The organism is Rhodococcus sp. NPDC003348 (assembly GCF_053589375.1).
Genome location: NZ_JBSFRT010000024.1, coordinates 71,937 through 90,209, shown reverse-complemented (window position 1 = coordinate 90,209; position 18,273 = coordinate 71,937). Strand labels below are relative to the sequence as shown.

At 69.4% G+C, this 18,273-nt stretch carries 18 protein-coding genes and 1 pseudogene; 18 read left to right on the top strand and 1 reads right to left on the bottom strand.

Translation table 11 applies throughout. The features are described 5' to 3' along the window. The 15 genes and pseudogenes from ACWDU4_RS16940 to ACWDU4_RS16870 form a co-directional block, all read left to right on the top strand. Nucleotides 1–195 (top strand): annotated as a pseudogene (locus tag ACWDU4_RS16940) (pyridoxal 5'-phosphate synthase lyase subunit PdxS); the annotation flags it as partial. Between the two features lie 87 nt (nucleotides 196–282). Further along, the gene (locus tag ACWDU4_RS16935; RefSeq protein ID WP_450115064.1) at nucleotides 283–1,098 is read left to right on the top strand and encodes an acyl-CoA thioesterase; all 816 of its coding nucleotides are present in this window, start codon (nucleotides 283–285) and stop codon (nucleotides 1,096–1,098) included. 244 nt (nucleotides 1,099–1,342) lie between these two features. Further along, entirely contained in the window at nucleotides 1,343–1,696 is a 354-nt protein-coding gene (locus ACWDU4_RS16930) for a YbaY family lipoprotein (RefSeq protein ID WP_450115063.1), read from the top strand. A gap of 80 nt (nucleotides 1,697–1,776) precedes the next feature. Next, nucleotides 1,777–2,430 carry a pyridoxal 5'-phosphate synthase glutaminase subunit PdxT gene (gene pdxT, locus ACWDU4_RS16925; protein WP_450115062.1) on the top strand — a complete coding sequence of 218 codons (654 nt, stop codon included), beginning with the start codon at nucleotides 1,777–1,779 and terminating at the stop codon, nucleotides 2,428–2,430. 83 nt (nucleotides 2,431–2,513) lie between these two features. Then, entirely contained in the window at nucleotides 2,514–3,266 is a 753-nt protein-coding gene (locus ACWDU4_RS16920) for a YebC/PmpR family DNA-binding transcriptional regulator (RefSeq protein WP_450115061.1), read from the top strand. Nucleotides 3,267–3,279: 13 nt separating this feature from the next. Beyond that, nucleotides 3,280–3,690: a hypothetical protein gene (locus ACWDU4_RS16915; protein WP_450115060.1), complete on the top strand. Its 411-nt coding sequence runs from the start codon at nucleotides 3,280–3,282 to the stop codon at nucleotides 3,688–3,690. Nucleotides 3,691–3,785: 95 nt separating this feature from the next. Beyond that, nucleotides 3,786–4,370: a crossover junction endodeoxyribonuclease RuvC gene (gene ruvC, locus ACWDU4_RS16910; protein WP_450115059.1), complete on the top strand. Its 585-nt coding sequence runs from the start codon at nucleotides 3,786–3,788 to the stop codon at nucleotides 4,368–4,370. Further along, nucleotides 4,367–4,966, top strand: a complete 600-nt coding sequence (ruvA, locus tag ACWDU4_RS16905) for a Holliday junction branch migration protein RuvA (protein WP_450115058.1) — start codon at nucleotides 4,367–4,369, stop codon at nucleotides 4,964–4,966. Before ruvC ends, ruvA begins: the two co-directional genes overlap by 4 nt. Continuing rightward, nucleotides 4,963–6,063, top strand: coding sequence for a Holliday junction branch migration DNA helicase RuvB (gene ruvB, locus ACWDU4_RS16900; RefSeq protein WP_450115057.1), 1,101 nt, complete (start codon nucleotides 4,963–4,965; stop codon nucleotides 6,061–6,063). The genes ruvA and ruvB overlap by 4 nt, the downstream gene beginning before the upstream one ends. 73 nt (nucleotides 6,064–6,136) lie before the next feature. Further along, the gene (gene yajC / locus ACWDU4_RS16895) at nucleotides 6,137–6,490 is read left to right on the top strand and encodes a preprotein translocase subunit YajC (RefSeq protein WP_450115056.1); all 354 of its coding nucleotides are present in this window, start codon (nucleotides 6,137–6,139) and stop codon (nucleotides 6,488–6,490) included. 115 nt (nucleotides 6,491–6,605) lie between these two features. Beyond that, nucleotides 6,606–8,300 (top strand): protein translocase subunit SecD, encoded by a 1,695-nt coding sequence (secD, locus tag ACWDU4_RS16890; RefSeq protein WP_450115055.1) that lies wholly within the window; start codon nucleotides 6,606–6,608, stop codon nucleotides 8,298–8,300. Between the two features lie 2 nt (nucleotides 8,301–8,302). After that, nucleotides 8,303–9,490, top strand: coding sequence for a protein translocase subunit SecF (gene secF, locus ACWDU4_RS16885; protein WP_450115054.1), 1,188 nt, complete (start codon nucleotides 8,303–8,305; stop codon nucleotides 9,488–9,490). 4 nt (nucleotides 9,491–9,494) lie between these two features. After that, nucleotides 9,495–11,219: an ABC transporter substrate-binding protein gene (locus ACWDU4_RS16880; RefSeq protein ID WP_450115053.1), complete on the top strand. Its 1,725-nt coding sequence runs from the start codon at nucleotides 9,495–9,497 to the stop codon at nucleotides 11,217–11,219. Beyond that, nucleotides 11,216–11,785, top strand: a complete 570-nt coding sequence (locus tag ACWDU4_RS16875) for an adenine phosphoribosyltransferase (protein WP_450115052.1) — start codon at nucleotides 11,216–11,218, stop codon at nucleotides 11,783–11,785. The genes ACWDU4_RS16880 and ACWDU4_RS16875 overlap by 4 nt, the downstream gene beginning before the upstream one ends. A 50-nt stretch (nucleotides 11,786–11,835) precedes the next feature. Then, nucleotides 11,836–14,157 carry a RelA/SpoT family protein gene (locus tag ACWDU4_RS16870; RefSeq protein WP_450115051.1) on the top strand — a complete coding sequence of 774 codons (2,322 nt, stop codon included), beginning with the start codon at nucleotides 11,836–11,838 and terminating at the stop codon, nucleotides 14,155–14,157. Nucleotides 14,158–14,161: 4 nt separating this feature from the next. Here ACWDU4_RS16870 and ACWDU4_RS16865 read toward each other — a convergent pair whose 3' ends face one another. Beyond that, nucleotides 14,162–15,019: a crotonase/enoyl-CoA hydratase family protein gene (locus ACWDU4_RS16865; RefSeq protein ID WP_450115050.1), complete on the bottom strand. Its 858-nt coding sequence runs from the start codon at nucleotides 15,017–15,019 to the stop codon at nucleotides 14,162–14,164. Between the two features lie 121 nt (nucleotides 15,020–15,140). On the opposite strand from ACWDU4_RS16865, the gene ACWDU4_RS16860 reads away from it, so the two are divergent. From ACWDU4_RS16860 to ACWDU4_RS16850, 3 genes are all read left to right on the top strand, one after another. Continuing rightward, a complete protein-coding gene (locus tag ACWDU4_RS16860) occupies nucleotides 15,141–15,731 on the top strand; it encodes a TetR/AcrR family transcriptional regulator (protein ID WP_450115049.1) in 591 nt (196 codons plus the stop codon). A 188-nt stretch (nucleotides 15,732–15,919) separates the two neighbouring features. Continuing rightward, complete coding sequence (locus ACWDU4_RS16855) at nucleotides 15,920–16,981, top strand: phosphotransferase family protein (RefSeq protein WP_450115048.1); 1,062 nt, start codon at nucleotides 15,920–15,922, stop codon at nucleotides 16,979–16,981. A 27-nt stretch (nucleotides 16,982–17,008) separates the two neighbouring features. Then, nucleotides 17,009–18,238, top strand: coding sequence for an acyl-CoA dehydrogenase family protein (locus ACWDU4_RS16850; protein WP_450115047.1), 1,230 nt, complete (start codon nucleotides 17,009–17,011; stop codon nucleotides 18,236–18,238). Nucleotides 18,239–18,273 lie beyond the last annotated feature (35 nt).

Sequence of the window (18,273 nt, the reverse complement as noted above, 5' to 3'; positions counted from 1 at the left end):
GGCGTGTTCGTCGGCTCCGGGATCTTCAAGTCCGGCAACCCGGCCGAGCGGGCCGCGGCGATCGTGAAGGCCACCACCTTCTACGACGACCCGGACGTGCTCGCGAAGGTCTCGCGTGGTCTGGGTGAGGCGATGGTCGGCATCAACGTCGACGAGATCCCGCAGCCGCACCGGCTCGCCGAGCGTGGTTGGTGACCCACCACCGCTGACCATGCACGGCCCCGCATCCACGATGCGGGGCCGTCGCGTTGTTACGTTGAGCACCGCCGGAAGGGGAACGACATGTCGTCGATCGAAGAGATTCTCGAACTCGAACAGCTCGAGAAGGACATCTTCCGCGGGATCGTCGCCGAGACCATGCTGACCCGAACGTTCGGCGGTCAGGTCGCCGGGCAGGCACTGGTGTCCGCGGTGCGCACCGTCGACCCGGAGTTCCGGGTGCATTCGTTGCACGGGTACTTCCTGCGGCCGGGCAACCCGACCATCCCGGCGGTCTTCCTCGTGGACCGGATCCGTGACGGCCGGTCGTTCTGCACCCGCCGGGTCACCGGTGTCCAGGACGGGCAGGCGATCTTCACGATGTCCGCGTCGTTCCACGTCGGCGACGTCGGCATCGAGCACGGGGACCGGATGCCGCCCGTGCCCGATCCCGAGGACCTGCCCGACACCGCGCTGTCGGCCGACGAGCTGTCGTGGGAGTTCCGGGAGTGGGCCGACTGGGATCTGCGGTTCGTTCCGCAGGAGGACATCGACCGTCGCCCGGGTGTGCCCGCGCAGCAGCAGGTGTGGTTCCGGTACCGCGGCACCCTGCCCGAGGATCCGGTCTTCCACATCTGCACGCTCGCGTACATGTCCGACATGACGCTGCTCGGGTCGGCACAGGTGCCGCACGCCGACGCCCGACTCCAGCAGGCCTCGCTCGACCACGCCCTGTGGTTCCTGCGTCCGTTCCGCGCCGACGAGTGGCTGCTCTACGACCAGTCCTCGCCGTCCGCGGGTTTCGGGCGGGCGCTGACCCAGGGCCGCATCTTCGACCGCTCGGGCACCATCGTCGCTGCCGTCGTGCAGGAGGGACTGACCCGCCTGCTGCGGGACTGACCCCGGTCACGCCGGCGCGAACTGCACGACGTGGTAGCCGATCCCGTGACCGAGCGGCGCCTCGGTGAGCTGCGAGAGCACTGTGGTGCCCTCGACCGGATGCCACCGACGCCATGGCGTCCAGGGACGGTCCGGCCATGCCGGTGGCCACCGACAGCTTGTGTCGGTCGGGTGGGGTTTCGGCGCCGCGGCGGGCCGGGGTGGCCGTGTGTTGACGCGTCGTCACCCCCCGTATCCTCTATCTGTGCAGCCCACCGCCCCGGATCCCCTGACCGTGACCGGTGACGTCCTGTACCGGGAGCGGATCGCGTGGCCCCGCGGTGCGGTCGTGACCGTCACCCTCGAGGACGTCTCGCGGATGGACGTGCCTGCCACCGTGCTGGCAACCCAGCGGATCACCGACGCGGCCGGTGTCCCGGTGCCCTTCACCCTGACCACGGACCGTGCCTCGATCGACGGACGGGCCCGGTTGGCGGTGCGGGCGCGCATCGACGTGGACGGCGAACTGCACTGGACCACCGACACCGCGCACCCGGTCCCCACGGCCGGTCCGGTCCCCGAGCAGCATCTGCTTCTGGTGGGTGTACGCCGCGCCTGAACACGTCCGGCGCGCAGGCGGCCGGCCCGACGACTCGAAAACCCTTTCCGGCAAATGAGATTGGAACAGTCATCAACACCGTGTACGCACCCGTGACCACGCCCGCCGAGGAACTCGCCGACCGACCGACGGTCGGCGTGCTGGCCCTGCAGGGTGACGTGCGTGAGCACCTCGCGGCGCTGCGTGCGTCGGGGGCCGACGCGATCACCGTCCGCCGCCGCGAGGAACTGGACGCGGTGGACGCGCTGGTCATCCCCGGCGGCGAGTCCACGACGATGAGCCGGCTGCTGGTGGTTTTCGACCTGCTCGAACCGCTCCGGGAACGACTGCGGGCGGGCATGCCCGCGTACGGGTCGTGCGCGGGCATGATCCTGCTGGCGTCCGAGGTGCTCGACACCCGGCCCGACGCCCACTGCCTGTCCGGCCTCGACATCACCGTGCGGCGCAACGCCTTCGGCCGCCAGGTCGATTCGTTCGAGGAGGACCTCGACGTGACGGGTGTCGAGGGGGAGCGGATGCGCGCAGTGTTCATCCGGGCGCCGTGGGTCGAACGGGTCGGCGAGGGTGTCGAGGTGCTTGCCACGGTGCCGGAGGGGCCCGCCGCGGGGCGGGTCGTCGCGGTGCGGCAGGGGGCGGTCCTGGCGACGTCCTTCCACCCCGAGGTCACCGGCGATCGGCGCATCCACGAACTGTTCGTGGGCATGGTTCGCCGGGCCAGGGCCGAGCGCGGGTAAACTGGCGCTACTGTGTGCTTCCCGCCGTGGCCGCCTCGCTGCTGCGGGCGCACCCAAACACACCGGGAAGAGGGAATTCACGTATGAGCGGCCATTCCAAATGGGCCACCACCAAGCACAAGAAGGCCGTGATCGACGCCAAGCGCGGTAAAGCCTTCGCGAAGCTGATCAAGAACATCGAGGTCGCCGCGCGCACCGGCGGTGGTGACCCGGCCGGAAACCCGACGCTGTACGACGCCATCCAGAAGGCGAAGAAGACCTCGGTCCCCAACGACAACATCGAGCGCGCCCGCAAGCGCGGTGCCGGTGAAGAGGCCGGCGGCGCCGACTGGCAGACCATCATGTACGAGGGTTACGGCCCGAACGGCGTCGCGGTGCTGATCGAGTGCCTCACCGACAACCGCAACCGCGCCGCCGGCGAGGTGCGCACCGCGATGACCCGCAACGGCGGCAACATGGCCGATCCGGGATCGGTGTCGTACCTGTTCACCCGCAAGGGTGTCGTCGTGCTGGACAAGGCCGGCCGCAGCGAGGACGAGATCCTCGAGGTCGTGCTGGAGGCCGGCGCGGAGGAGATCAACGACCTCGGCGAGCAGTTCGAGATCGTCGCCGAGGCCGGCGACCTGATCGCGGTGCGCACGGCCCTGGTCGACGCGGGGATCGACTACGACTCCGCCGACCCGGACTTCCGTGCCTCGGTCGAGGTGCCGGTCGACGTCGACGGCGCTCGCAAGGTGTTCAAGCTCGTCGACGCGCTCGAGGAGTCCGACGACGTGCAGAACGTCTACACCAACGTCGACGTCTCGGACGAGGTGCTCGCCGAACTCGACGCCTGAGCGGCACGCCCTCGTGCGGTTCCGTGACGGTCGGGACGTCCGCTGGAGTGTGCGGCGGCGATGGCTGCCCTGGCGCCGGCGGACGTCGGTCCCCGACTGGGGACCCGGCTTCGACGGCATCTCGCTCGGGGACGACCCGATCAGCGCCGTCATCGGCATCGTCCTGCTGGTCCTGATGCTGCCGGTGCTGGTCCTCGCGCTCGTGGTCGGCCTCGAGTTCCTGCTGTTGTTGCTGCTGCTGCCCGTGTGGGTGGTCGTACGCGTGCTGTTCGGCGTGCCGTGGATCGTCGTGGTTCGACGCGACGGAAAGGTCGTCCACGAGGAGGCGGTCCGCGGCTGGGGGGCGTCGACGGCCCGGATCGAGGCCATCGCCGCCCAGCTCCGCGACGGTCGTGACCTGGCCGCGATCCGATCGAACAGATGACCGGCGCCGGCCGGGGCCGTGTTGGTCCCGGCCGGTGTCGGTGCACGCGCCTATACTCTCGAACAGCTGTTCGCAAGATGTCGAGAGGTGGGCGCGTGCGTGTCTTCGGAGTGGACCCCGGACTGACCCGGTGCGGGTTCGGGGTGGTCGACGCGGGCCGCGGGCGCGAGGTCGTGCCGGTCGCGGTGGACGTCGTCCGCACTCCCGTCGACATGGACCTCGCGAACCGGTTGCTGCTGGTCGCCGACGCCGCCGAGCGGTGGCTGGACGAGTACCGTCCGACGGTCGTCGCGGTCGAACGGGTCTTCTCGCAGCACAACGTGCGCACCGCGATGGGCACCGCACAGGCCGGTGGCGTGGTCGCGCTGGCGGCCGCGCGGCGCGGCATCGACGTCTGTTTCCACACTCCGAGCCAGGTCAAGTCCGCCGTCACCGGCAACGGCGCCGCGGACAAGAAGCAGGTCACCGCGATGGTCACCAAGATCCTCGGGCTGGCGACCGCGCCGAAACCCGCCGATGCCGCCGACGCCCTCGCGCTGGCGATCTGTCACTGTTGGCGGGCGCCGATGCTGTCGAGGATGGCGCAGGCGGAGGCCGCGGCGGCCGAGCAGCGCAAGCGCTACGAGGCCCGGCTGGCGCAGGAGAGAAAGTCCCGGATGGAGAAGGCAGGTTCGAGATGATCGCGTCGGTGCGCGGTGAGGTGCTCGAGATCGCGCTCGATCACGTGGTGATCGAGGCGGCGGGTGTCGGTTACCGCCTGAACGCGACCCCGGCGACGCTCGCGACGCTGCAGCGCGGTGCCGAGGCACGGCTGGTGGCGGCGATGATCGTCCGCGAGGACTCGATGACGCTGTACGGCTTCCACGACACCGAGTCCCGCGACCTGTTCGGGTTGCTGCAGACGGTGTCGGGTGTCGGGCCGCGGTTGGCAATGGCGATCCTCGCGGTCCTCGAGCCGGAGGCGCTGCGCAAGGCGCTCGCCGAGGGCAACGTCTCCGCGCTGACCCGGGTTCCGGGGATCGGCAAGCGCGGCGCGGAGCGGATGGTCGTCGAACTGCGTGACAAGGTCGAGGCGGTTCCCGCGGGCCCGGGGTCGCCCGTGGCCGCCGCAGCGGCGGGGCCGATCCGGGACCAGATCGTCGAGGCGCTGGTCGGGCTCGGCTTCCCCCTCAAGCAGGCCGAACCGGCCACCGATTCGGTGCTCGCCGCCGACCCCGAAGCGGACACCTCGCGTGCCCTGCGGTCCGCCCTGGCCCTGCTGGGTAAGACCCGGTGACCGAGCGCCGGGCGTTCGAGGACGGGGACACCGTCGACCCCGCCGAGTCGCCGGTCTCGGCGGAGCTGGTCAGTGGTGACGGGGACATCGAGGCGAGTCTGCGGCCCACCTCTCTCGAGGACTTCATCGGCCAGCCGAGGGTCCGCGAACAGCTGCAACTGGTGCTGGCCGGCGCGAAGTTGCGCGGCGGCACGCCCGACCACATCCTGCTGTCCGGTCCGCCCGGACTCGGCAAGACGTCGATGGCGATGATCATCGCCGCGGAGCTGGGCACCTCGCTGCGACTGACCTCGGGACCCGCGCTCGAGCGGGCCGGTGACCTGGCTGCGATGCTGAGCAACCTCGTCGAGGGCGACGTGCTGTTCATCGACGAGATCCACCGCATCGCGCGTCCCGCCGAGGAGATGTTGTACCTGGCGATGGAGGACTTCCGCGTCGACGTCGTCGTCGGCAAGGGACCGGGAGCGACGTCGATTCCGCTCGAGGTCGCGCCGTTCACGCTCGTCGGCGCGACGACGCGGTCCGGCGCGCTGACCGGGCCGCTGCGGGACCGGTTCGGTTTCACCGCCCACATGGACTTCTACGATCCGCCCGAACTGCAGCGAATCCTGTTGCGGTCAGCGGGAATTCTCGGTGTCCGGCTCGGCGAGGAGGCGAGCGCGGAGATCGCGGGCCGGTCGCGCGGCACCCCGCGAATCGCGAACCGACTGTTGCGTCGCGTGCGGGACTTCGCGGAGGTTCGTGCCGACGGCGTGATCACCCGCGACATCGCACGGGCCGCGCTCGCGGTCTACGACGTCGACCAGCTCGGCCTCGACCGCCTCGACCGGGCGGTGCTCAGCGCGCTGGTCCGCAGCTTCGGTGGTGGCCCGGTCGGAGTGTCGACGCTGGCCGTCGCGGTCGGGGAGGAGCCCAGCACCGTGGAGGAGGTGTGCGAGCCGTTCCTGGTGCGGGCGGGCATGGTCGCGCGCACCCCGCGGGGCCGCATCGCGACCGCCGCCGCCTGGCAGCAGCTCGGAATGACGCCGCCGCCGGACGCCGCGACGGGCGGAATAGATGTACGTGTCAACGAACCGCAGCAGGGTGTGTGGGAGTGATGGCACACTGGTGTACTGCGCCGGTCCGCACGGGACCGGTCGTGTCGACAACCCTCAAGGACTGACTTCAACGATGGAATTGCTGTTTCCGCTCCTGATCCTCGTTCTGCTGGTGCCGATGTTTCTGGGCATCCGGCGTCAGAAGAAGGAGATGGCGAAGACCGCTGATCTGCAGGATTCGCTGAAGGTCGGCGACCGCATCATGACCACGGCGGGCCTGCACGGCACCGTGGCCGCGCTCGGCGACACGACCGTCGAGCTGGAGATCGCACCGGGCGTCGTGACGACCTGGTCGCGCCTCGTGGTTCGCGAGCTCGTCACCGAGGACACCCACACCGATTCCGATGTCGTGGATTCCGATGTCGTGGACTCGCCCGTGCAGGACGAGACCCCCGAGCAGACCCAGCGTCGCCTCGACCAGGACTGACCTGATCGCCTCCGCTGCCGAGTGAGCACACTCGGCAGCGGTCGCGTGCGGGGCGGGTTGCGCGGACACGGCCACTGCGACCAGTCCGCACTGAGCACTAGGAGAACTACGGATCGTGGCATCACCCAGCGGAGCCGTACGGCCTGCGCGTTCGCTCGTGATCTTCGGGCTGATCGTCGCCGCCCTGTACGCGCTCGTCTTCTTCACCGGGGACAAGTCCCCGACCCCGAAGCTCGGCATCGACCTGCAGGGCGGAACCCGCGTCACCCTGACCGCGCGAACCCCGGACGGAAGCACACCGAGCCAGGACAGCCTGCGGCGGGCCCAGGAGATCATCGAGACCCGGGTGAACGGACTCGGTGTGTCCGGCTCCGAGGTGGTCATCGACGGTGACAACCTGGTGATCACCGTGCCGGGTGACGACAGCGCCCAGGCCCGCACGCTCGGCCAGACCGCGCGCCTGTACATCCGCCCGGTGCTCGGCTCCCAGGTGTCTGCGAACGCGCAGGCACAGTCGGGTCAGGCCCCGGCGCCCGCTGAGCCTGCCCCGGCACCCGCCCCGGAGACTCCCGCCCCGGCCGCCGAGGCCCCGGCACCGCAGAACCGGCCCTTCCCGGCGCAGGAGCCCACCGTCCCGCCGACCGAGTCACCGCAGACCGAGACTCCGGCGCCGGCCGCGGGTGCCGACGAGGGTGACGAGGCGGCCGCGCAGATCGCGGCCGCGAAGGCGACCCGGCAGAGCACCGACCCGGCCGTGCAGCAGCAGGCGATGGCCACGCTCGACTGCAACGCCGCCGACCCGCTGCAGGGCAACGACGATCCCGCCCTGCCTCTGGTTGCGTGCTCCACCGACGGCACCACCGTCTACCTGCTCGGCCCGAGCATCATCGACGGCCAGGAGATCTCGGACGCGACCTCCCAGTTCAACACCCAGCAGGCCCGCCACGAGGTCAGCCTGACCTTCAAGTCCGGCGGCAGCAACACCTGGGCGCAGTTCACGGCCGCCAACATCGGCAAGCAGGCCGCGTTCACGCTCGACTCGAAGGTGGTCAGCGCGCCGGTCGTCCAGGGGGCGACCCCCGCGGGCAGCGCCACGTCGATCACCGGCGACTTCACCGCCACCACGGCCAAGGAACTGGCGAACACCCTCAAGTACGGCTCGCTGCCCCTGTCGTTCCAGGCGTCGGAGGCCGAGACCGTGTCGGCGACCCTCGGACTGGCGTCGCTGCAGGCGGGTCTGATCGCGGGCGCGATCGGCCTGGTCCTGGTGCTGCTGTACTGCCTGGTCTACTACCGGATGCTCGGCATCCTGACCGCACTGTCGCTGATCCTGTCGGGTGTGCTGGTCTACGCGATCATGGTCCTGCTCGGCCGCTACATCGGCTTCACGCTCGACCTCGCGGGCATCGCGGGTCTGATCATCGGTATCGGCATGACCGCCGACTCGTTCGTCGTGTACTTCGAGCGCATCAAGGACGAGATGCGTGAGGGCCGCAGCTTCCGTTCCGCGGTGCCTCGCGGCTGGGCCCGCGCCCGCCGGACCATCCTGTCCGGCAACGCCGTGAGCTTCATCGCCGCGGCCGTGCTGTACGTGCTCGCCGTCGGCCAGGTCCGGGGCTTCGCGTTCACCCTCGGCCTGACCACCATCTTGGACGTCCTCGTGGTGTTCCTGGTGACCCATCCGCTGGTGCACCTGGCGTCGAAGTCGGCGTTCTGGTCGAAGCCCAGCGTCAACGGGCTCGGCGCCGTGAGCCAGGTGGCACGGGAACGTAAGACGGCGGCCGCCGCCACGCAGGCGAAGGAGTCCTGAACATGAGCAACAGCACGGACATCCCCGACAGCGTCGTCGACGAGGCGGCCCTGCCCAAGCACGGTCTGCTGTCGCGGCTGTACACCGGGACCGGCGCGTTCGAGGTCGTCGGAAAGCGCAAGCTCTATTACGGGATCGTCGCCGCCGTCGTGGCGATCTCCATCCTGAGCATGATCTTCCGCGGCTTCTCGCTGGGCATCGATTTCGAGGGCGGCTCGCGGATCCAGTTCCCGGCGGCCACCGGGGCGACGACCGAACAGGTCGAGAAGGTGTACGCGGACACGCTCGGGCACGATCCGGTGTCGGTGCAGACCGTCGGTTCCGGCGACAGCGCGACGATCCAGATCCGCTCGGACGCGCTCGACGCGCGGCAGACCGTCGAACTGCAGAACGCGTTGTTCGACGAGTTCCAGCCGGAGGACAAGAACGGCGTACCGAGCAAGAATGCGATCAGTGTCGCCGACGTGAGCGAGACCTGGGGCAGCCAGATCACCAAGAAGGCGTTGATCGCGCTGGTGGTGTTCCTGGTGATCGTCAGCGTCTACATCGCGATCCGCTTCGAACGGGACATGGCGATCGCCGCGATCGTGGCCCTGTTCTTCGACATGGTGGTCACCGCCGGCCTGTACTCACTGGTCGGACTCGAGGTCACGCCGGCGACGGTGATCGGTCTGCTGACGATCCTCGGTTTCTCGCTGTACGACACCGTCGTGGTGTTCGACAAGGTCGAGGAGAACACCCGCGGCGTCCTGCACACCACCCGGCGCACCTATGCCGAACAGGCGAACCTGGCGGTCAACCAGACCCTGATGCGATCGATCAACACCACCGTCATCAGTGTGCTGCCGGTGATCGGCCTGCTCGTCGTCGCCGTCGGCCTGCTCGGCGTCGGCACCCTCAAGGACCTCGCGGTCGTGCAGTTGGTCGGCATCGTCGTCGGCGCCTTCTCGTCCATCTTCTTCGCCACCCCGCTGCTGGTGTCGATCAAGGAGAGGTGGGGGCCGGTCTCCGCCCACACCAAGAAGGTGCTCGCGCGGCGGGCCGAACGGTCCGGCGGGTCGAATTCGGTTTCGGCCGCCGCACTGGCAGGCTCGGCCGGGGCGCGGCCGACGGCCGCCTCACGGCGGCCCGGTGAGGCGCCCAAGCCGGGCGCCAGGCCGACCGGAAAGCGCGACAAGAAGAGGCATTAGGAACATGCGGAGCAGTGCGAGTGGTGGCGACGGGCGTCGACGGAACGGAAGGAAGCGGGCCCCGGCAGTCGTCGCCGCACTCGCGCTGATCGCGACCGGCGCGGCCTGCGGCTCCCAGGAGGACCAGGTCCCGTCGATCGGTTACGGCATCGACAACGTGGTCAGCACGTACAACGCCAACACGGTGGACGGCGCAGCGAGCGGAGCGCGGCAGGCGTTCGTCCGGGTGCTGGCCGGGCTGAGCTACATCGGCCCGGAGGGCACCGCCCTGTCCGACGGTGACGTCGGGAGCGCGATGACGGCGCCGGGCGAGACACTGACCGTGAACTACCGGATCAACCCCGCCGCCGTCTACTCCGACGGGGTTCCTGTCACCTGCGACGACATGGTGCTCACCTGGGCGGCGGGCAATGGCCGGTTCCCGGAGTTCCACGCCGCCAGCCGGGCGGGTTACGCCGACATCGACCGGGTGGACTGCCAGCCGGGCGCCAAGGATGCGACCGTCGTGTTCAAGCCGGGGCGCGCGTACGCGGACTGGCGCGGGTTGTTCGGTGCGACCGAGCTGATGCCCTCGCACGTCGCCGGCCGGATCGGAGGAGTTCCCGACGTCGTGGCCGCCGTGCAGTCCGGGGACACCGAGGCGATCGGCCGGCTCGCCGGGTTCTGGAACACGGGATGGAATCTCGTTCCGGGGCAGGCGGATCCGGCGTTGTTCCCGTCCTCCGGGCCGTACCGGCTGGACTCGGTGGGCGAGGACGGCGGGGTGACGCTCGTCGCGAACGAGCGCTGGTGGGGCAACAAACCGGGCACCGATCGAATCGTGGTGTGGCCGAAGAACTCCGACCTGCCCGCCCGCCTGGAGGCCGGCGATCTCGACGTGATCGACGTCGGGGCCGGTGCCATCGAGGGCGTTGCCCCCGGAGACGGGTTCACCACCCTCACGCAGCCGTCCCGTAGCAGTGAACAGTTCGTGCTCGCCACCGGCGGCGTGTTCGGGTCCGCCGACGCGCGACGCGCGTTTGCCTCGTGCGTACCGCGGCAGGACCTGTTCGACGAGTACGGACACCCCGGTTTCGACCACTCGTCGGGACTCGGGTCGGGCGTACTCAATTCACGATTGGCGCAGCAGGACATGCTGATCTACCCGACGGCAGCCGGGGTGGTGGGGGAGCGGTACCTGCAGCCGGATGTCGACGCCGCGAAGTCGGCTCTCGCGGCCTCGGGTCAGGGCCCGATCACCGTGCGGGTCGGCTACCTCGCCCCGGACGCTCGGCGTGCGCAGATCGTCGCCGACGTCGCCGCGGCCTGCGCGCCGGCCGGGATCACCGTGCAGGACGCGAGTTCGCCCGACTTCGGTCAGGGTGCGCTCGGAGCGGGCCAGGTGGACGCGGCGCTCGGTGGCACCTCCTCCGCGCAGGGCGCTGCAGGGCTGGATTCGCTGGTCCCGCCCGCATACGCGCTGGCCACCGGGAACGGCACCAACATCGGTAACTACCGCAACGGTCGCGTCACCGAGATCGCCGACCAGCTGGCGGTCGACACCTCCGACGGCAGCCGCCTGAACCTGACCACCGAGGCCGAGAACATCTTGTGGTCGGACATGCCGTCGATCCCGCTGTTCGCGGCGCCCCGGACCACGTCGATCGCGAACGGCATGCACGCGGCGGTCCCGAATACGACCGTCGCCGGGGCGGGGTGGAACATGGACCGGTGGATACTTCTCCGGTGAACACCGACAGCACCTTCTCCTCGGGCTCGGCCGAGAGCGCACTCGCCTCCGCCTCCGCCGACGTCGCACGTCTGATCCGCTGGGCGGACGACTTCCCGGAGCCGGGTGTGCGGTTCGCGGACCTGACTCCGGTGTTCGCCGATGCTGCCGCCTACCGTGACGTCGTCGATGCGATGGCCGCACTCGGTGACGATGTCGATCTCGTCGCGGGCATCGACGCCCGCGGATTCCTGCTGGGAGCCGGTGTGGCCCGGGCACTGGACGCCGGGGTGCTCGCGGTCCGGAAGGCCGGCAAGTTGCCGCCGCCGGTGCTGGCCCGGTCCTACCAGCTCGAGTACGGGTCCGCGACGCTGGAGATTCCGGCCGACAGCATCGATCTGCACGGGCGCCGGGTGCTGGTGATCGACGACGTCCTGGCCACCGGCGGCACCCTGGGCGCGGCCGCGGAACTGCTCGAGGCTGCGGGCGCCGAGGTGGTCGCGATCGCGGTGGTGCTCGAGATCGAGTCGCTCCGCGGGCGTGACCGACTCCCGGACCGCCCGCTGACCTCGTTGCTGAAGGTCTGAGGACTACAGTTGGCTCGGGTGAGAAGTTCGATCGGTGGGAGGTGACGGATATGACGCAGAACCTCGACAGGTCCGGGTCCGGGAGAGTGACGCCCAATGACGCGGCCGCGCAGCCGGTTCCGACCTCGGCGTCGCGTCGGGTGCGGGCTCGGCTGGCCCGACGGATCACCGCTCAGCGAAACGCGGCGATCCGGCCGGTTCTCGAACCGCTCGTCGCGATCCACCGCGAGCTGTACCCGAAGGCGAACCTGGCGACGTTGCAGCGTGCCTACGACGTCGCCGAGGAGCGTCACGCCCACCAGAGCCGCAAGTCCGGCGACCCGTACATCACGCACCCCCTGGCTGTCGCGACGATCCTCGCGGAACTGGGTATGGACACCACCACCCTGGTCGCGGCACTCCTGCACGACACCGTCGAGGACACCGGCTATTCGCTGGAGCAGCTGACCGACGACTTCGGCGACGAGGTCGCCCACCTGGTCGACGGCGTCACCAAGCTGGACAAGGTGGTGCTCGGCAACGCCGCGGAGGCCGAGACGATCCGCAAGATGATCATCGCCATGGCGCGCGACCCGCGCGTGCTGGTGATCAAGGTCGCGGACCGCCTGCACAACATGCGCACGATGCGTTTCCTGCCGCCGGAGAAGCAGGCGCGCAAGGCCCGCGAGACCCTGGAAGTCATTGCGCCGCTTGCGCATCGGCTGGGTATGGCGACCGTGAAGTGGGAGCTCGAGGACCTCTCGTTCGCGATCCTGCACCCGAAGAAGTACGAGGAGATCGTGCGCCTGGTCGCGGACCGCGCGCCGTCCCGCGACACCTACCTGGCGAAGGTTCGGGCCGAGATCAACGCGACCCTGGTGGCGTCACGGATCAACGCGACCGTCGAGGGCCGCCCCAAGCACTACTGGTCGATCTACCAGAAGATGATCGTCAAGGGCCGCGACTTCGACGACATCCACGACCTCGTCGGTGTCCGGATCCTGTGCGACGAGATCCGCGACTGTTACGCCGCCGTCGGTGTCGTGCACTCGCTGTGGCAGCCGATGGCGGGCCGGTTCAAGGATTACATCGCGCAGCCCCGGTACGGGGTGTACCAGTCGCTGCACACGACCGTGATCGGCCCCGAGGGCAAGCCTCTGGAGGTACAGATCCGCACCCGGGAGATGCACCGGACCGCCGAGTTCGGCATCGCCGCGCACTGGCGCTACAAGGAGACCAAGGGCAGGCATTCCGGTGACGCCGCCGAGGTCGACGACATGGCGTGGATGCGACAGCTGCTCGACTGGCAGCGGGAGGCCGCCGATCCGGGCGAGTTCCTGGAGTCGTTGCGCTACGACCTCGCGGTCAAGGAGATCTTCGTCTTCACCCCGAAGGGCGACGTGATCACGCTGCCCGCCGGGTCGACACCGGTCGACTTCGCGTACGCGGTGCACACCGAGGTCGGGCACCGCTGCATCGGCGCCCGCGTCAACGGCCGTCTCGTCGCGCTCGAACGCACCCTCGAGAACGGCGAGGTCGTCGAGGTGTTCACCTCCAAGGCCGTGAACGCCGGACCGAGCCGGGACTGGCAGTCGTTCGTGGTGTCACCGCGCGCCAAGGCGAAGATTCGTCAGTGGTTCGCGAAGGAGCGCCGCGAGGAGGCGCTCGAAGCGGGCAAGGAAGCGATCGCGAAGGAGGTCCGGCGCGGCGGTCTGCCGCTGCAGCGGCTGCTCAGTGCCGAATCGATGACCGCGATTGCGCACGAGTTGCGGTACGCCGACGTCTCCGCGCTGTACACAGCGGTCGGTGAGCACAACGTCTCGGCTCAGCACGTCGTGCAGCGCCTGGTGGCGCAGCTCGGTGGGGTCGGCGCGGTGGAGGAGGAGCTCGCCGAACGGTCGACGCCGTCCACGATGCCGATGCGCCCGCGCCGCGGCACGGACTCCGGGGTGCTTGTGCCCGGCGCCGAGGGCACGGTCGCGAAGCTCGCCAAGTGCTGCACCCCGGTGCCCGGCGACGAGATCATGGGCTTCGTCACGCGCGGCGGCGCGGTGAGCGTGCACCGCACCGACTGCACCAATGCGACGTCGCTGCGTGGGCAGTCGGAGCGGATCATCGAGGTGCAGTGGGCGCCGTCGGCGTCGTCGGTGTTCCTGGTAGCGATCCAGATCGAGGCCCTCGATCGGCACCGGCTGCTGTCGGACGTGACGAAGGCGCTCGCGGACGAGAAGGTGAACATCCTCTCGGCGTCGGTCACCACGTCCGGCGATCGCGTCGCGATCAGCCGGTTCACCTTCGAGATGGGCGACCCGAAGCACCTCGGGCACGTCCTCAACGTGGTCCGCAACGTCGAGGGCGTGTACGACGTCTACCGGATGACCAGCGCCGCATAGCGGCTCAGCTTCCGAACGGCGGGTCGGGCAGGTCGGCGCCGAACACGTCGGGCAGGTCCGTGGACACCCGATCGGGGAACGTCGCCGGCCGCTTCTCCAGGAAGGCGGCGATGCCTTCGCGAGTGTCGGCGGCGACACCGCGGAGGTTGATGCCGCGGGATTCGACGCGGTGCGCGAGCATCGGATGGTCGGCGGCGAGCATGCGCCACACCATCTGCCGGGACAGTGCCACGGACACCGGTGCGGAGTGTTCGGTGATCCGGCGGGCCAGCGCGTACGCCTCGTCCACGACGCTCTCCTTCGGGTGCAGCGAATGGAACAGTCCGGCGGTGTGCGCCTCCGCGGCGTCGACGATCCGCCCTGAGTAGATCCAGTCCAGGGCGGTCTGCAGGGGCACCAACTTCGGCAGGAACCACGTCGAACACGACTCGGGGACCAGGCCGCGCCGGTTGAAGACGAATCCGATGCGGGCGTCGTCGGCAGCGATGCGGAAGTCCGCTGCCAGGGTCATCGTGATGCCGATCCCGACCGCCGGGCCGTTGACCGCGGCGATGATCGGTTTGCGGGACTCGAACATCCGCAGCACCACCCGGCCGCCGCCGTCGCGCCGCATCGCGCCGTCCCGGTGCTCCTCGCTCCACGCGACGAAGGTGTCCGGGCCGCCGGACAGGTCGGCGCCGGCGCAGAACGCTCGCCCGGCCCCGGTGAGGACCACCGCCCGCACGTCGTCGTCGGCGTCGCAGCGGTCGTAGGCGTCGATCAGTTCGTTCTCCATCGTCGTGGTGAAGGCGTTGAGCTGCCCCGGACGGTGGAGTGTGATGGTGGCGAGGCCGTCGGCGACGTCGAGTTGAATGTGCTCCATCGGCACAGTGTCGCATGCAGACTGAACGAGCGATAGTTACTCCTCGGGAGTCGATTCGTGCGGTTGCCAGGGGAGGGCGACGAGCGCAATCTCCGAACAGTCGTTCGGTACGCTGGCGATCATGTGTGCTGCCAAGGGAACCGTCGGTCGGCAGGTGATCCTGGACTCCGCCGTCCGGAACATGACCGAGCGGGGCTATCACGGGACGTCGATGCGGGATATCGCCCGTGACGCCGACATCACGGTGGCGTCGATCTATCACCATTTCGCGAGCAAGCAGGAGATCCTGCAGGACATCATGGTGCGCGCGCTCCACGACGCCATCGCGATGACGCGTGGGGCGCTGGTGCGGTCGGCAGGCACTCCGGCGGATCAGCTGCGGTCGGTGGTGCGCGCGTGGGTCATGTTCCACACCACGCGGCAGTCGGATGCGCGCGTGGGCGCCAGTGAGATCCGCAGTCTGGACCACGATGGCAGGCGTCTGGTGGTCGCGTTGCGCGATGAGCAGGAGAGCATATTCCGCGACGTCATCGATCGCGGTGTCGAGGAGTCCGTGTTCGCAACGCCGCTGCCGCGTGACGCGGCGCGGGCGATCATCAACATGGGGCAGTCGGTGTGCGCGTGGTGGCGCCCGGATGGTCCCCTGACCCCGGAGGAGCTCGCACAGCGGTACGCGGATCTCGCATTGGCGATGGTGCAGGCACGGGAATGACCCGGGCCCGGGAGACCGGGTCGGAGGCGAACGATCGATTGGCGGCGCATCCTGCGCCGCCATTTTCATTTCTCCACCCGCACGTCAGGGCGTTGGAGCAGAAGCCTGTTGACACTTAACGTGCGCTAAGTCACTATTGCTCAAGCCGAACGAGCGTTTGGCTGAGAGTGTGACGAAGGGTATCTCCCGTGACCGCATCCCTGCGTGAAACGCAGTCCGTCCTCGACCTCCCGTCGCTCGCCGATCACCTCCGGGGTGCGCTCGGGGGTGGCCTCGAGGGTGAGCTGACGGCGACGCTGATCGGCGGTGGGCGGTCGAATCCCACGTATCGCCTGACCGACGGCGCGCGGTCGTGGGTGCTGCGCCGTCCCCCCTATGGGCATGTCCTGCCGACCGCACACGACATGAAGCGTGAGTTCACGGTGATCGAGGCGCTCGGTGGCACCGCGGTTCCCGTGCCGCGGGCCGTTCACCTCTGCGTGGACGAGTCCGTGCTCGGTGCCCCGTTCTACCTGATGGACCTCGTCGACGGTGTGGCCGTCGGCACCCCGGAACAGGCCGCCGACCTCACCGCCGGCGAGCGTCGCCGGCTCGGGTTCGCGTTCGCCGACACCCTCGCCGCGCTGCACGGCGTCGACCCCGCGGCGGTCGGACTGGCCGAGTTCGGTCGCCCGGACGGCTACCTCGAACGGCAACTGGGTCGATGGGAACGTCAATGGGAGGCGTCGCGGACCACCCATCGCCCGGAGGTCGACGTACTCCTGCGGAGGCTCCGGAATGCGCTGCCGCAGAGTGATTTCCCCGGAATCGTGCACGGTGACGTGAAGCTCGACAACGTGCTCGTCACCCGCGAGGATCGTGGTCGCATCGCGACAGTCCTGGACTGGGAGATGGCCACCCTCGGTGACACGCTCGCCGACGTCGGCATCATGCTCGGCTTCTGGGACGTACCCGGCGAGGTGCCCAACCCCATCACCCGGGGACTCGCAGCGCTGGACGGGTTTCCGACGCGCGACGAGATGCTCGAACGGTACGCCGCCACGCGGGGAATCGACCTTCCGGACATCGACTGGTACGTCGTGTTCGCCGATTTCAAGATCGCGGTGATCGTGGAGGGCATAGCCGCCCGACACGCCAAGGGGGAGACCGTCGGGGACGGCTTCGACGGCGTCGCCGACATGACCGCAACGCTGCTGCAGCGCGCCCTAGACCAGGCCGCGCGTTCGTCGGTCCCTGCGCTCAGACACTGACCATCTCCCGAACAGGAGTTCAAGACAATGGATTTCGAGTACAGCCCGAAGGTGCAGGATCTCCGGTCCCGGCTGGCGGTGTTCATGCAGGAGCGGGTGTTACCCGCCGAGGCGATCGCGGCCGAGCAGTTGGCGAGCAAGCCCGACTGGTGGGGTGCGCCACCGATCATGGCGGACCTCAAGGCGGCCGCGAAGCGGCAGGGACTGTGGAACCTCTTCCTGCCGGACAGTGGTGGGGCGGGGCTGTCGAACCTCGAGTACGCGCCCCTCGCCGAGTTGACCGGGTGGAGCCCGACCATCGCGCCGGAGGCACTCAACTGCAACCCGCCGGACACCGGGAACATGGAACTGCTCGCCCGATACGGAACTCCGGAACAGAAGCAGCAGTGGCTGATTCCGCTACTGGACGGCGAGATCCGGTCCTGCTTCTCGATGACCGAGCCCGACGTCGCGAGTTCCGATGCGAACAACATCCGCCTCGAGATCGCAGACGAGGGTGAGGAGTGGGTTCTGACGGGTCGCAAGTGGTGGTCCACCGCCGCACTGCGCGACGACAACCGGGTCGCGATGGTCATGGGTGTCACCGACCCCGACGGCCCCGTCGGGTCACGCCACTCGATCGTCCTGGTGCCCATGGACACCGCCGGTGTCGAGGTGGTCCGCTCCACCTCGGTCCTCGGATTCGACGACCGGCACGAGGGCGGACACGGCGAGATCGTGTTCCACGCGGTGCGAGTACCGAAGGCCAACCTGCTCGGCCCGCGGGGCAGGGGGTTCGCAGTCGCGCAGGCCCGCCTCGGTCCGGGGCGCATCCACCACTGCATGCGGTTGATCGGTATGGCCGAACGGGCGATCGCGCTGATGGCCGAACGCGCCCGCACCCGGGTCGCATTCGGCAGGCCGCTGGCCGACGAGGGGGTTGTGCAGGCCACGGTCGCGGACGCGCGCATCGCCGTCGACGCGGCGCGACTGACCGTTCTGCGCGCCGCCTGGCGGATGGACACGGACGGCGCGAAGGCCGCCCGCCGCGACATCGCCGCCGCGAAGGTCCTCGTGCCCCTGACGGTGAAGAAGATCGTCGACGACGCCATTCAGATCTTCGGCGGCGCCGGCCTGTCCCAGGACACGCCCCTGGCGATGCTGTACTCGCAGGCCCGATTCCTGCAGATCGCCGACGGCCCGGACCAGGTGCACAGGCGTTCCCTCGCCCGCGCCGAGTTCGCAGCGACTCCCGTCCTCACCGAGGTTCGAGGATGACCGCCACCCCGACCGACCTCCCCCCGAACGAATCG